Origin of the sequence: Actinophytocola gossypii, from assembly GCF_025165815.1 — a bacterium.
Taxonomy (GTDB): domain Bacteria; phylum Actinomycetota; class Actinomycetes; order Mycobacteriales; family Pseudonocardiaceae; genus Actinophytocola; species Actinophytocola gossypii.
In genome coordinates this window covers 122,465-137,654 of the sequence record NZ_JAFFZE010000012.1, presented here as the reverse complement: position 1 = coordinate 137,654, position 15,190 = coordinate 122,465, and the positions used below count along the sequence as shown (strand labels likewise).

The 15,190-nt window shown below is 70.5% G+C and carries 7 protein-coding genes; 4 read left to right on the top strand and 3 right to left on the bottom strand.

Annotated features, from left to right (window positions below):
• The first annotated feature begins 36 nt into the window (after nucleotides 1-36).
• Nucleotides 37-4,014 (top strand): ThuA domain-containing protein, encoded by a 3,978-nt coding sequence (locus tag JT362_RS14515; protein ID WP_375546495.1) that lies wholly within the window; start codon nucleotides 37-39, stop codon nucleotides 4,012-4,014.
• Nucleotides 4,015-4,083: 69 nt separating this feature from the next.
• The gene (locus JT362_RS14510; RefSeq protein ID WP_260191719.1) at nucleotides 4,084-6,261 is read left to right on the top strand and encodes an OmpL47-type beta-barrel domain-containing protein; all 2,178 of its coding nucleotides are present in this window, start codon (nucleotides 4,084-4,086) and stop codon (nucleotides 6,259-6,261) included.
• A gap of 76 nt (nucleotides 6,262-6,337) precedes the next feature.
• Here JT362_RS14510 and JT362_RS14505 read toward each other — a convergent pair whose 3' ends face one another.
• Nucleotides 6,338-6,736, bottom strand: a complete 399-nt coding sequence (locus tag JT362_RS14505; RefSeq protein WP_260191718.1) for a hypothetical protein — start codon at nucleotides 6,734-6,736, stop codon at nucleotides 6,338-6,340.
• Nucleotides 6,737-6,897: 161 nt separating this feature from the next.
• On the opposite strand from JT362_RS14505, the gene JT362_RS14500 reads away from it, so the two are divergent.
• Nucleotides 6,898-7,599: a Crp/Fnr family transcriptional regulator gene (locus tag JT362_RS14500; protein WP_260191717.1), complete on the top strand. Its 702-nt coding sequence runs from the start codon at nucleotides 6,898-6,900 to the stop codon at nucleotides 7,597-7,599.
• 358 nt (nucleotides 7,600-7,957) lie between these two features.
• The gene (locus tag JT362_RS14495; RefSeq protein WP_260191716.1) at nucleotides 7,958-9,688 is read left to right on the top strand and encodes an HEXXH motif domain-containing protein; all 1,731 of its coding nucleotides are present in this window, start codon (nucleotides 7,958-7,960) and stop codon (nucleotides 9,686-9,688) included.
• A 5-nt stretch (nucleotides 9,689-9,693) separates the two neighbouring features.
• Here the strand turns inward: JT362_RS14495 and fxsT are convergent, their stop codons facing one another.
• Both fxsT and JT362_RS14485 read right to left on the bottom strand, forming a co-directional pair.
• The gene (gene fxsT, locus JT362_RS14490; RefSeq protein ID WP_311202708.1) at nucleotides 9,694-14,085 is read right to left on the bottom strand and encodes an FxSxx-COOH system tetratricopeptide repeat protein; all 4,392 of its coding nucleotides are present in this window, start codon (nucleotides 14,083-14,085) and stop codon (nucleotides 9,694-9,696) included.
• Nucleotides 14,082-15,185: an AAA family ATPase gene (locus JT362_RS14485; RefSeq protein WP_260191715.1), complete on the bottom strand. Its 1,104-nt coding sequence runs from the start codon at nucleotides 15,183-15,185 to the stop codon at nucleotides 14,082-14,084. Before JT362_RS14485 ends, fxsT begins: the two co-directional genes overlap by 4 nt.
• Between the last annotated feature and the right edge of the window lie 5 nt (nucleotides 15,186-15,190).

The window sequence follows — 15,190 nt, the reverse complement described above, 5'->3', positions numbered from 1 at the left end:
CCGACAAGGCCCCTACCACCAACGAAGGAGTGAGGGATGGGACGAAGAGTTCCCACTGGCTTGTCCCAACGCCGATCCTGGCGAACAGCCGGGGTGGTGTTGCTCAGCGCGGCGATGTCCTTCGGGACACTGGTCGCGCCCTCGATCACCACGACCACCGCGCCCCAGGCGGCGGCGCAGACGGCCGCTCCGGTCAACGTGCTGGTCTTCCACGGACCGGCCGCCGACCAGAAGGACCCGGTCGTCCGGGCCACCGACGCGATCGCCGGGCTCGCCCAGCGCAACGGCATGAACGTCGCGGTCAGCTCGGACCCGGCCGTGTTCAGCGCGGAGAACCTCGCCCGCTTCCGCGGCGTGGTCATGCTCTCCGCCGAGGGCCTGTCGCTCACCGGGGCGCAGGAGACCGCGCTGCAGAACTTCATCAAGGCCGGCAACGGCTACCTCGGTGTGGCCGACGCGGCGAAGTTCCAGCCCAACTCCGACTGGTTCACCGGCCTGGTCGGCGCCCGCCCGGTCGGCGCGCTGACCCCGCCGATCCCGGTCGCCGACGTCGGCACGAGCGGGGAGAACCCGCCGCGGGAGACCGCGGTGCAGCTCACCGACAACGACGCCGACACCAAGTGGCTGACGTTCGCCGAGACCGGGTGGGTCACCTACACCCTCGACGAGCCGGCCGTGGTGACCAAGTACTCGATGACCTCGGCCAACGACTTCGACGGCCGGGACCCGGCGAACTGGACCCTGCAGGCCAGCACGGACGGCACCAACTGGGTCGACCTGGACGCCAGGACCGACGAGGAGTTCCCGGAGCGGTTCCAGCTCCGCGAGTTCGAGCTCGACAACACGACGGCGTACGCGCACTTCCGCCTCGACATCACCGCCAACCGCGGTGAGTCCGCGACCCAGCTCGCGGACTGGGGCCTGTACACCGCCGAGTCGGCGCCGCCGCCGGAGCCGGAGCCGCAGGAGTCGGTGGTCAACTTCACCGACCGGCACCACCCGGCGACCGCGGGCCTGCCGATGGAGGTCACCCGCACCGACAAGTGGACGAACTGGGACACCAACCCGCTCGGCCAGGTGCACACCGTCGCGCAGGTCGAGGAGCGGCACTACGACGCCGGTCCGGGCGCGAACGGCCCGTTCCACCCGATCTCCTGGTGCCGTGACTACGACGGCGGCCGGTCCTTCTACACCGGCATGGGTCACACGAACGGCAGCTACGGCGAGACCGCGTTCCGCACCCACCTGCTCGGCGCCCTCAAGTGGACGACCGGCATGGTGCGCGCGGACTGCAAGGCGACCATCGCGTCGAACTACAAGGTCGAGCGCCTGACCGCGGAGAACCAGCCCGGTGAGCTCGACCAGATCGGCGAGCCGCACGGCCTGACCATCGCGCCCGAGGGCACGGTGTTCTACGTCGGCAAGGCCGCCTGTGCCGAGAACGCCGTGCCCCAGCCGAACGACTGGACGAACCCGGACATCGGCCTCGGCTGCGGCACGATCCACCAGTGGGACCCGGAGGCCAAGGAAGTCAAGCTGCTGGCGACCCTGGACGTCATGGGCAACCGCGGCAGCGGTGGTGAGCTGGTCAAGAACGAGGAGGGCCTGCTCGGCCTCGTGACCGACCCGAACTGGGCCGAGAACGGCTGGCTCTGGGTCTACTGGATGCCGCACGAGTCGATCGACCGGGAGAACCGGATCGGCAAGCGCACGATCTCGCGGTTCACCTACGACCACGATGCGCAGACGCTGGATCTGGCGAGCCGCGTCGACGTGCTGGAGTGGGACGCGCAGATCCACAGCTGCTGCCACGCCGGTGGCGGCATGGCGTTCGACAAGGACGGCAACCTGTACATCGGGTCCGGCGACAACAACTCGTCGCAGGGCTCGGACGGCTACTCCGGCAACAACTGGACCGCCGAGTACAAGGGTGTCTCGTTCCAGGACGCTCGCCGCACGTCGGGTAACACCAACGACCTGAACGGCAAGGTCATCCGCATCCACCCGGAGGCGGACGGCACCTACACGATCCCCGAGGGCAACCTGTTCCCCGAGGGGACGGCCAAGACCCGGCCGGAGATCTACGCCATGGGCGTGCGGAACATCTCGCGCCTGCAGATCGACCCGGAGCACAACTGGCTGACCACCGGGTGGGTCGGTCCGGACGCGTCGGCCCCGAACCCCGAGCTCGGGCCGGCGAAGTACGAGACCGCGACGATCATGACCGAGGCGGGCAACCACGGCTGGCCGTACTGCATGGGCAACAAGCAGCCGTACCGCGACCGCAGCAACACCGACGCCGAGGTGCTGACCGGGTGGTACGACTGTGACAACCCGCTGAACACCTCGCCGCGCAACACCGGTCTGATCAACCTGCCGCCGATCAAGAACAACATGATCTGGTACGCGCCGGACGGCGGCGGCCCGGTGTTCCCGAACCGGCCGAACAGCAACGTCCCGACGTACAACGCCGAGGACGCGACCTACACCCAGCCCTACCTCAAGGGTGGCGGTCAGGCGGTCATGTCCGGTCCGACCTACCACTACGACCGGGTGAACACCGACAGCGGTGTCGCGTGGCCGAAGTACTGGGACGACAAGTGGTTCATCGGTGACCAGACGAACCCGCAGAACCGGGTCGCGGTCACGGTGAACCCGGAGGGCGTGCCGGAGGCCCAGCCGCCGGTGTTCGCCGAGGACCTGCGGAAGATCATTCCGCTCGGCGGCGGCGACAACCAGCTGAACCAGTGGATGGACGCCAAGTTCGGTCCGGACGGCGCGCTGTACGTGCTGGACTACGGCGGCGGCTTCTTCTCGGTCACCCCGAACCAGAAGCTGCTCCGGATCACCTACCAGGGCGGCGGTCCGACCCCGGCCACGACGACCTCGTCGGTCGCGGTGCAGGACCAGGCGCTGACCCACCGGTTCAACGGCCTGAAGGCCGGCGGTGTGTCCTGGCTGTGGGAGTTCGGCGACGGCACGACCTCGACCGAGGCCAACCCGACCCACACCTACAAGCGGGTCGGTCCGTACACCGCCAAGCTGACCGTGACCTACGCGGACGGCGAGACGGCGACGATCCGGCACGCGGTCAACGTCGGATGTGTGGTGTCCGACCCGAACACCAAGGTGACCTTCCTCGACGCCAACACGACGGTCAACAACAAGAACGTCGGCGCCGGGTGCAAGATCGACGACCTGATCAACGACGAGGTCACCTGGGACCGGCACCGTCCGTTCGTCCGGCACGTCAAGCAGGTGACCAAGCAGCTCCGGCAGCTCGGCATCATCAACGCCAACCAGAAGGCGAAGCTGGACACCGCGGCGGAGGAGTCGGAGATCGGCCGCAAGGGCGTCACCGGCTACGAGACGCTGTTCAACGGCACGCCGGAGACCCTGCGCGGCTGGGAACAGGCGCCGTCCGGATCGTTCTCGATCCAGGAGGACGGTTTCCTGCGATCCAGCGGCGGGCTCGGCATGCTGTGGTACGCGGACAAGGCGTACGGGGACTTCTCGTTCAAGGCGCAGTTCCGCGACATGTCGCCGGAGGGACACCGCGCCAACACCGGGATGTTCACCAGGTTCCCGGACCCGAGGACACCGCTCGAGGAGCGCCCGCCGGGCAGCTGCGGCACGGTCGGCTCGGCGCGGAACTCCGAGGCGTGGGTCGCGATCTACTGTGGACACGAGATCCAGATCTACGACGGTGAGTCCGGTGAGCCGCAGAAGACCGGGTCGATCTACAACTTCGACCCGGTGGACCTCGACGGCGCCAACCCGACCGACAAGGGCGTCTGGAACGAGTACGAGGTCCGGGTCGTCGGACAGCACTACACGATCATCCGCGACGGGATCGTGATCAACGAGTTCGACAACACCCCGGGCAAGGAGTCCTCGCGTGCGGGTGACCCGCCGACGGATCTGCGCCAGTTCCTGAGTGGATATCTCGGTCTGCAGAACCACGGCAACAACGATGTGATCGAGTTCCGCAACATCCGGGTGCGGGAGCTCTAGTTCGAGCGGGCCGGCCGGCGCACCGCGCGCCGGCCGGCCCTTTCCCGCCCCATTTGGAGGCACCCTGACATGTTCCGACCACTAGTCGCCGCGACGGCCGCGGCGCTGACCGTGCTGGGGCTGGTGGCGGCACCGGCCTCGGCGTCGCCGGAGCCGGCGTCCCCACGGCCGATCAAGACGGCGCCGGCCGCGCCCACCGCGCCGGACGAGGCCGCGCAGGAAGAGTCGGCCGCCGCGGCGCAGACGCTGCGCTGGACCGGCACCGACGACATCAACTCGTACGGCGAGGCCCCCACCACCGCGGTGGCGGGGGAGACCACGATCGTCTTCGAGAACAACGAGTCGACCGGCAACACCACGTACATGACCCACACGTTGACGTTCGACACGTCGACGCCGGGCTACAACCACGACGTGAGCCTGAACATCACCGCCAACCCGCTCGACGGGAACGGCGGTCTGCACGAGGCCACCGTCACGCTCACCCCGGGCACGTACCGCTACTACTGCACCGTCCAGGGCCACAGCCAGATGGCCGGCGAGCTGGTCGTGACCGGTGACGGTGGTGGCGAGGACACCACCCCGCCGACGGTGACCGCGGAGGTCACCGGCAGCCAGGACGCCGACGGCAACTACGTCGGCAGCGCGACCGCGACGCTGACCGCGGCCGACGACGGGTCCGGTGTGGACACCGTCGAGTACCAGTTGGACGGTGGCGCCTGGACCGCCTACACCGAGCCGGTGGTGGTGAACGCAGTCGGCGACCACACGCTGCTGTACCGGGCGACCGACGTGGCCGGCAACGTGTCCGAGGAGGGCACGACGTCGTTCTCGGTGGTCGAGGGCGGCGGTGGCGAGGACACCACCCCGCCCGCGGTGTCCGCGGAGGTCACCGGTGAGCAGGACGCGGACGGCAACTACGTCGGCAGCGCCACCGTCACGGTCACCGCGACCGACGAGGGCTCCGGCGTGGAGCTGGTGGAGTACGAGATCGACGACACCGGCTTCCACCCGTACACCGAGCCGGTGGTGGTGACCGACCCTGGCGACCACGCGGTGCAGTTCCGCGCGACCGACGCGGCCGGCAACGAGTCGGAGACCGGCTCGGTGCCGTTCCGGGTCGTCGAGGGCGGCGGTGGCGAGGACACGACCCCGCCCGCGGTGTCCGCGGAGGTCACCGGTGAGCAGGACGCCGACGGCAACTACGTCAACTCCGCCGTGGTGACCCTGTCGGCCACCGACGACGGCTCCGGCGTGGCGTCGGTCGAGTACCAGCTCGACGGCGGCGAGTGGACGGCGTACGACGCGCCGCTCACCGTCAACGCCGAGGGTGCGCACACCGTGCTGTACCGGGCGACCGACGTGGCCGGCAACGTGTCCGAGGAGGGCACGTCGTCGTTCACCGTGGTGCGCACGGACAGCACCGCGCCGACCGTGTCGGCCACCGTCGTCGGTGAGCAGGACGCCGACGGCAACTACCTCGGCAGCGCGGTGGTCACGGTCACCGCCGAGGACGAGGGGTCCGGTGTGGACACCGTCGAGTACTCCCTGGACGGGGGCGAGTGGACCGCGTACACCGAGGCGGTCCAGGTGAGCGGGGCTGGCGCGCACACCTTCGCCTACCGCGCGACCGACGTGGCCGGCAACGTGTCCGAGGAGGGCACGGAGTCGTTCACCGTGGTCGACGACCCGAACCAGGACACCGTGCCGCCGAGCGTGTCGGCCCAGGTGTCCGGGAACCAGGACGCCGACTGGAACTACGTGGACACCGCGACGGTCACGTTGACCGCGTTGGACGTCGACTCCGGCGTGGCGTCGGTGGAGTACAAGCTGGACGACGGTGCGTGGACCGAGTACACCGAACCCCTGTCGGTCGGCGTCGGCGAGCACACGGTGTGGTACCGGGCGACCGACAACGCCGGCAACGTCTCCGCCGAGCTGTCCGGTTCGTTCACCGTGGTGGAGGCCGTCAACGACGAGTGCCCGAACTCGGACACGAGGGCGACGGTGTTCATCGGTGCCGAGAACACCTACGTGGCCAACCGGCAGACGGCCAACGGCTGCACGGTCGCCGACGCGATCGCGCAGGACGACTGGTACCGGACGCACAACGCGTTCGTCCGGCACGTGAAACGAACGACCAGGGAGCTGGTGGAAGCCGGCGTGCTGACCCCACGCGAGCGGGACATCATCGTCCGCGCCGCGGCGCGGTCGGACATCGGCGGCAACACCGCCAGCCGGGTCTAGCCGGCACCTGACGAGCGGGCCTCCGGTCAACCGGCGGGGGGCCCGCTCTCGTGCTGTCCGACACCTCCTTTCCGGTTCAGCGCCGGTTCGTGGCGACCAGGACCGCCAGCACCATGACCAGCGGCCAGACCACCGCCAGGAACTGGAGGTTCCAGGACACCGCCAGCACGATCGCGGTCAGCGCGGAGACGCCGAGCCCCGCGGCCGGCGACAGGTAGCAGAGCCCGAGCGGGCCGAGGAAGAACGTCCAGAGCAGTGCCGATCCGGCGCGCTTCTCGACCGGCCGGGGCATCGGGTACCGGCCGGGCCCGTGGATCTCCTGGTCAGCGCCCTTGTACCAGCCACCGGAGACCAGCGGCGGGTGCGGGGCGAAGACGACCGGCGTGGTGCCGAAGGACTTCGGCGTCTGCAGGGTCGGGCTCGGCAGGTGGCGCTGGTTCTCCAGCCGGCCGAGGGCCAGCTCGGCGCTTCTCATGGCGTCCTCCCCAAAGGTGGCTGGTGGTGTCGGCAATTGCCTGGCACAATCGTCGGTTGCGGTTCGTAAGTTTCGTTTCGTTGCCCAAGACCATGGTGGCGTCCCGACGATGCGGGCGATGCGTCAAATGGAACACTCGGCAGAACTGGGGAGGCCACGATATGGGAGCTCCCACCGCTGAGAATGGGGAACGGAGAGCCTGGTACCGGCTGACCGAGGAGGAACGCGCCGCGCTCACCCAGGCGGGGCATCGGAAGGTCTGGCGGCCGGGGGAGGTCCTCGCCCTCCAGGGCAGCCCCGCGGCCAGCATGTTCGTTGTCCTCCGGGGCTGGGTCAAGATCAGCGCGACGAACTACCGCGGCGACGACGCTCCGCTGGCCGCCCGCGGCCCCGCGGAGATCATCGGCGAGCTCGGCCCGATCAGCGGCCTGCCCCGAGCCGCCACCATGTCCGCGATCGACGAGGTGCACACGCTGGTCGTGGCCCGGGAGAAACTGCTCGGCGTGCTCCGCAGGCGCCCCCACATCGGCGAGGAACTGCTCCGCACGGCCGCGATCCGCCTCCAGCAGTCCGACCGGCTGCGGCTGGAGTCCGGCGGACCGGACTTCCCCCAACGACTGGCCGCGGTGCTGCTCGAACTGGCCCTCCAGTACGCCCCGGACTGGGCCGAGGGCAAGCAGGTGAACCTGCACTTCAACCAGGGCGAACTGGCGAGCTTCGCGCGGGTGTCACGAAGCACGCTGGCCAGGGGCCTGGAGGAGCTCCGCAAGCTGGGCGTGGTCGAGACGGCCAGACAGCGCATCACGATCATGCACCCGGAGACCCTGCGCGAACTCGCCGCCGGCCGCCCCCCACCCGGCTGATTGGTCTGGACCAAAGGCTGACAATGTCGGCTACCATGAAAATACTGTCCCCGCGCGGAGGGAATGGATACATGAATTCGTTCTCGGTGGATATCGAACCAGGTGTCGAATCCGACCTGATCGACCTGGACGACGTTCCATTCGCGACATTACGCGGGATGGACAGCGAACCCCTTCGCCGTTCCCTGGGCCACGTGGTTGAGCGGACTCGGACGGTTCGCGCACGGTATCGAAGCACACACGAGGCCGGCGGTGAACGGATCGACTGATGGCCGCGCCAGCAGAAGAACACCCGGCGTTCCATCGGTTGTCCTGGCGTGATTTCGACGCTTTCGCGCGTCTCGACGGTGATGCGAGCATGATGCGGCGGCTGCGGCGTGCGGAGCGGAGCCGCCGGAAGCTGCTGCTGCGTGCCCTGACCGAGGAGTCCGTGAAAGCACCGGCGTTGTGCGGACCGATGCCGTCTCTCGATCTGGCCTGGGAGCTTCTGGCACGGGTGGAGAGCAGGTCGCCGAAGGCACTCGACCGCATGCTCTCCCACCCATATACGGGTAGCTGGGCGGGGTACACGATCCGGTTGCTCCGCGCCGGGATCGACGGCGTGTGCCCGCTGTGGGTGCATCTGGGCCACCTGCACGCACTGGCCGCGGCCGCCGCGATCCGCGCGGGCCTCGAGTTCCGGGCCGAGGTGCCGGTCTGGGACGGAAACGTCATGCTGCCGTCGCTCGGCATGGCCCGGGTCGCCTGTGCGTCGCCGTTCTCGGTGGCCGTGGTCGGCGGTGGGCCGGGCCGCTACATGATCGGCAACGGGGACAGCGTGGTGGCGATCCCGAGCCAACCGGTCGACGGCCCGGACTGGTGGGGGATACGGCGGGTGCGCGTCAGCGTCGACACCCGCCGCTTCACACTGCGCCTCGACGACCTCGATCCCTACCGGGGGCTCTACGAGCCGGTGCCGCCGCAGCGGCTGCCGGGAGCGGAACTCGACGACTGGCGGCGTCTGATCGACGAGGCGTGCCAGCTCATCGTCCGGCACTCGCCGGCCTTCGCCGGGAGCATGCCGGTCGGCCTCGACTCGCTGGTGCCGAAGCCGAGGGTGCTCTTCCGAAACCCGAGCGCCTCGACCGGCGAGGCGTTCGGCAGCGCGGTGGTGGGCCGCCCGACCGACGGCGCCGCGCTGGCCTCGACGCTGATCCACGAGTTCCAGCACATCGTGCTCGGTGGCGTGCTGCACCTGGTCCGGCTGTACGACGACGACCCCCGGGAGCGGATCTACGTCCCGTGGCGCGACGACCCTCGGCCGCTGAGTGGTGCGCTGCAGGGGGTCTATGCGTTCTTCGGAGTCGCGGCGTTCTGGCGGGCCGTGGCCTCGGCGGACGGCGCGTCCCGCCGCGCCGCGTTCGAGTTCGCGTACTGGCGGCGGCAGAGCTGGCACACCCTGCGGGAGCTCCGCGCCGATCCGGTCCTCACCGACGCGGGCCGGCGGTTCCTCGACGGGATCGCCGAACGGCTCGGTCCGTGGCAGAACGACCCGGTACCCGCGGACATCGCGGAGCTGGCGGCCGTCACCACGGAGGACCACCGGGCGGGTTGGCGCGTGCGGCACCTGCGCCCGAGCCCCGCCGTGGTCACCGAACTGGCGGACGCCTGGACGGCCGGCCGGGTTCGTCCGCCGGTCACCGTCGACGTAGCCGACCTGCCGCCGACGCCGGTGCCGGACGGGTCGTGGTCGCGGGCCCGCGTCGACCTGGTCCGCCTCGCCCTCACCCCGGCGGACCTGGCCGAGCTGTCCGACGTGTGGCAGACCGTTCCCGGTGCCACCGGGGCGGATCTCGCCTACGCCAGCGGTAGGTATCTCGACGCGGCCCGGGGCTACCGGGCGGAACTGTTCGCCGACCCGGACCGCCCCAGCTCGCTGGTCGGACTCGGGCTCGCGCTGCGGGCAGGCGGCCCCCACCCCGCGGCCCGTGCCCTGCTGCACCGACCCGAGCTGGTTCGGGCGGTCCACCGGCGGCTGCGTGACGGGCACGGCGAAGCGCCGGCCATCGAGGACATCGCGTCCTGGATCGGCCGGCTCGTCTCCGAATAGTCCGGTTACATCAACATCGGGTCGATGTCGCACTCGGCCCTGACGCCCCGGCCGGCCGCCTGCGTCCCGGGGTGTGCCTCGCCGAGGACCGTGCGGTACTTGCTGATGACCGGTTCCCGATAAGGCCTCGCGTCGTCCTGGCGGCCCGCCGCGTCCAGAGCGAGCCCGAGGTTGAACGCCGCCGCCAGAGTTGTGGGGTGGTCCCCGCCCAACACCCGGCCGCTACGGTCCACCGCGTCCGTACCCAGCTCGATCGCCTTCTCCAGGTTGCCCAGCAGCGACAGGTCGCTCGCCAGGTTGATCGAGGCGACGATCGCGTACGGGTGATCCGGGCCGATCCCGGCCCGGAAGTGCTCCAGCGCGCGCTCGTCGAGTTCCCGGGCGGCCTCCACGTCCCCCTGCTGCCGCAGTGTGACGCCGAGGTCGACCGACACCCCGAGGGTGTGCGGGTGGTGTTCGCCGAAGTTGCGTCGGTACCGCTCGAACGTCTGCTCACCGAGCTCCCGGGCCGCGCCGAGTTCACCCGCGTGCCGGAGATCGATCGAGTGAGCGAGCGCGCAGGCCATGGTCGTCGCGTGACCTTCGCCGTAGGCGCGCCGGAAGGACGCGAGAGCATTGCCCGACAGGGCGAGCGCGCCCTTGTGGTCTCCGTCCTTGCGCCGGCTGATCGCCAGCAGGAAGGCGTGTGTCACCGCGTCCGGGTGGTCGTCGCCGTAGCGAATGCGGAACTGTTCGGCGTGTTTCTCCTGCATGACCCGTGCCTGGCCGTACTCGCCGGCCTCGCGGATGTCCACGACGCACGCCGCGCGCGTGTTGAACGTCCGTGGCTGGTCGGGGCCGAGCACCTCGGTCTGCCGCCGGTAGGTCTCCTGGTCCAGCTCCGCCGCCGCACGGTACTCGCCGGACAGGCGGAGGCTGATGCCGTGCTGGTAGGCCGCGTGCAGCGTCTCGGGGTCGTCGTCGCCGAACATCCGCCGGGACTTGAAGTAGATCTCCTCGCTGAGCTTCGTGGCCGCGGCGAAGTCGCCCTGGACGCGGAGATCGAAGACGATGTTGCGCTGGAGCGCGAAGACCTCCTCGTTCTCCTCTCCCGAGACCTGCAACCGCAGTGCGAGGGTGCGCTGGTTGAGCTCGGCGGCCTCCGAGTAGCGGCCCACCGCCGCCAGGTACCGGCCGAGGCGGGCGGAGACGTCCATGGTCTGCGGGTCGGTCGGTCCGAGCGTGCGGGTGAAGTGCTCGTGGGCGGCCAATGCGAGCTTCGCGGCTTCCTCGTGGTCGCGCCACTCGGACAGGAAGCGCATGAGGTTGATGACGAGCTGACGCGGCCAGCTCTCGTCGCAGTTCATCACGTTGGCGGCGATGGCGTGCGGCAGCAACTCGCGGTAGCGCGGCCAGGAGCGGCTCGACTCCGGGTCGTTCGGGTCCAGCGCGGCGAGCAGCTGGTGCGCTCCGTGCTGCATCTGGGCGTGCATCTGGGGGGCCATCACCCGGTTGCGCAGGACCAGCTGGACCAGCCGGTGCAGCTGGATCGTGTTGTTGCCGTGGTCGATCTTGGCCAGGCCGTACCGGTTGATGTCCCGGATCGCGCGTGCGAGCTTGATCGGGTCCCGCAGCGCCGCGTCCAGCTCGGGCGAGATGGACACCACCCGGCTGACCCCGGTGAACAGGTCGCGGGAGATCGGTTCCGGGGAGAAGAACGCGCAGATGTGCAGGATCTGGTGCGCGGCCGGGTTGCGGGTCCGGAGCTCGTCGAACGAGACGTTCCAGGCGGCGGCGACCGACACCTCGTAGTCCGGGGCCGACGCGGTGTCGAGGATCTCCGCCACCGACTCGTCGAACAGGCGCAGGTACTCGTGCACCGGCATGCCGGTGACCGCCCGCCACGCGGCGGCCTGCTCGATCGCCAGCGGTAGGTCGCCGAGCTTGTCCGCGAGTGCGTCCGCGTCCTCGGTCGGGATCTCCGGGCCGCGGCGGCCGAGCAGCTCGATGCTCTCCTCGCGCTTGAACACCGCGAGCTCGAGCGGGCGGGCCACTCCGGCCCAGTCCGCGTTGCGGGAGGTGATGAGGATTTCGCCCGGACCGTTGCGGGGGAAGTACGGCAGCACCGCCGACGGGCTGTCGGCGGCGTCGAAGACCAGCAGCCACCGGCGGAACGGGCGGCCGGTGCGCAGCGCCTCGAGCACCGCGGGTATGGCGACGTTCGTCTCGGCCGGCAGCCCGAGCATGCGGGCCAACTCGGTCAACCCGGCCCGGATCTGGGCGGTCTGCGCGGCGTCTATCCACCAGATGACGTCGTAGTCCTGCAGGTGCCGGTAGATGTACTCGGTCGCCATGTGCGTCTTGCCGATGCCGCCCATGCCGTGCAGGGCGGAGGGCAGCACCGCCGTCGTGCCGCCCGCGTTCAGCCGCTTCTCCAGCTGCTCCAGCAGTTCGTCCCGGCCGGTGAAGTTCGGGTTGCGGGGCGGGACGTTTCCCCACACCGGTGGCGGGTCGTCCGGTTGCCGCTCGGGGAACGTCCTGCCCGAGACCGACGGGTGCACGAGCGGTCGGGTCGCCTGTTCGGCGTCGGTGTCGCTGTGCCGGACGGGAACCAGGTCCTGGGACCGATCGACGCGCTCGGTCGTCGTCTCGCGCATGGGTTCGCTCGCAGTGGGATCGGGCCGGCTCTTGATTGGTTTCGTGATTGATTCAGAAGCCGGGATGACGGAAGGATCGCGCGGTTCGGCGTGACGTATCCGGTCGGCGCGGCTGAGGTAGGGCCCGGAGAGCGCGCGCATGACGACGCCCTCCAGGACCACATCGTCCGCCGAGTCGGGGGTGCGCTCGGGGTCCGGTGTGTTGTGCGGGTCGGCGATGGCGTCTCGGAGGTGGCCGAGCACCGGAATCCGTTCGCCGAAATGGGCGGCTGCCACTCTGACGACGCTGGCGGTCTCCGAACGCCGTGCGCCGCTGAGCAGCAATTCACGGACTGCCTGAGGAAATTCCAGAGTGCCACCAGTGTCCCAAGTGGACCCCTTTTCCCTGAGTTCCGGAGCGTACACCACCAGACCCGAGGCAACTAGCTCACCCAGGTGTTCCGATCCGGCCTCGGGCACGAATCGCCGGGCGATCACCTCGGCCACATCCAGACGTGCCGGCAGCGCGGCCAGCAGGGTCGCCAGTCGCAGCGCAGGCGGCGACGCGACGCTCCGGAACCGCTGCACCCGCTCGCGGGGCGACAGGGCCTCGTCGGCCGGCTCCCGGCGGGCGGCCCGCGGCCGGTCGGTCGCGAGCAGCACGGCCCCGTCGACCGCGCCTCGGTGCTCCCCGGCCACGAGTCGCGCCCACCAGCTCAGCCAGCGCGGTCGCAGCTCGATGACCGGCACCGGGACCGCCCCGGGCGGGGCGATCGGCTCGAACGCCAGCGACGTGTCGGAGAGCGTGAACGTCCAGCGCGCGTTGGGTTTCAGCGCGCCACCGACGTTCATCCGCGCCCGGTGCGGGTCCAGGCCGCCCTGGCCCCACAGCCACCGCGGGAGCAGGTTCACGACGGTGACCGCCATGCGCCTGCCCCACCTGGACAGCACCGGGTGCAGGACCTCCGGACGGCAGACCTCGCCGATGCCGTCGGTCAGCAGCAGCACCGCGCGCCGGCCGGAGGAGTCGAGCACCTCGGCGGGGTCCCGGGCCGGGGCGCCGGGCGTTCCGCCGCGGAGCACGGGCCGAGGACCGTCGGCGGAACGCTCGGTGTCGAGCAGCCGGACATGGATGCTGCGAAACGCCCCCAACTGCTCAAGCAGCGCCACGAACGCGGCCACCCGGGAATGCCACAGGGACATCGACGGGGAATTGTCGACGACCAGCGTGAGATCGAGCCAGCGTTCCATTCTCGATTTCGTGACCGGCCACCACAGGCCGGTTTCCGCCGCCTGTTCGGCGGTGGCCTCCTCGTCCAGTACGACATCGCCGTCGCGGCGGGACGGAATGTCGCGTTTCAGCGTGCGGAGCGCGCGGAAGAAGTCGAGCGACCTCGGCAGCGCGATCGCGGCCGGCGCCACGCCGTCGCCGGGCAGGAGTCGCAGCTCGGGGCGCGGCGCCCGGCCGGCGGGTTCGGCGGCGGTCTCGGGTGCGACCGGTTCGGGTGCCGGCGGCGGTGGGGGAGCGGGCACCGGGACGTCGGTGCTGTCGTACCTCGGCGGCTCGGGTTCCGGCCTCGGGACCGGTGGCGGCGGCTGCTCGTGTGGTTCGGGCGCCTCGGGCGTGGGAACCGGAGGCGGGGCCGTAGCGGAGGCCAGCCACAGGACGTCGGCCACGTCCGTCCAGGTGAGGTCCTCGATGTCCCGTCCGTGCGGGGTGGGCGACTCCGCCGGTGGTGCGGGACGCTGCTCGGGGACGCCGGCCGGCCTGACCACGGTCACCGCACCGTCAGTTTGTGCCAGAGGGCGTCGACGAGTCGTGGCCACGCCACCTGGTCGGGCTGGTAGGCGCCCGAGGTGGCGAGGTACACGGCGTCGAGGAGCCGGTCGGTGGGCAGGCCGCCGTCGGCCTTGCTGCGTTCGACGAACTCGCGGATCAGCCGGTCGCGGTGTTCGCCGTTCTGGTCGAGCACGTGGTTGGCGACGATCGCGGCGAGCTGCTCGAGGTCGGGGTTCTGGATGCGCAGTTGCAGGCACCGGCGGAGGAATGCCGGGGGGAACTCCCGTTCGCCGTTGCTGGTCATGACGACGACGGGGAAGGCGTGGCAGGCGACCCGGCCGTCGACGACGGCCGCGGTGCGGTGCGGGTCGGCGGTGTGCACGGTGACCTCGGGCGACCTGGTGCGGACCCTGGCCAGTTCGGGAATGGTGAACTCGCCGTCCTCGAACAGGCTGAGCAGGTCGTTGGGCAGGTCGGCCTCGGACTTGTCCAGCTCGTCGATGAGCAGCACGCGCGGCCGCCGGCTGGGCAGGAACGCGGTGCCGAGCGGTCCGAGCCGCAGGAAGTCGCCGACCGGAGGCTCGTCGGCGGGTTCGTCGCCCTGTCGCGCCGCGGCGGTGGTGGCGGTGGTGGCGGCGGCCTGGGCGCGGCCGATGGCGTCGTAGTCGTACAGGCCGGAGCGCAGCGTGACGTGGCTGGTGATCGGCCAGCGCAGCACCCGGCCGAGGCCGAGCTCGCGGGCGATGCGGTAGGCGAGGCTGGACTTGCCGATGCCGGGGTTGCCGGTGACGAGCAGCGGCCGACGCAGGTAGAGCGCGGCGTTGACCATGTCCAGCTCGTGCGGGTCGATGTCGGTGTCGGACAGGTGGTACTCGGTGCCGAGGCGCCGGTCGGCCTCGCCGTCGTCGGGCGGCGGCAGGTCGGGGTCGGGCAGCGGGCCGCCCGAGTAGGTCCGCCAGGACGGGGGCGGCGGCAGCAGCTCGGTGAGGTCGATGTCGTGCGGCGGCCGCCCGGTGCCTCGGTAGATCCACCAGTCCGGAGCGTCGTTGCGCGGCACGCGGTGTTCGGTGGTCCGCGCCAGGTCCTGGTCGTTCACGCTCATCCGCG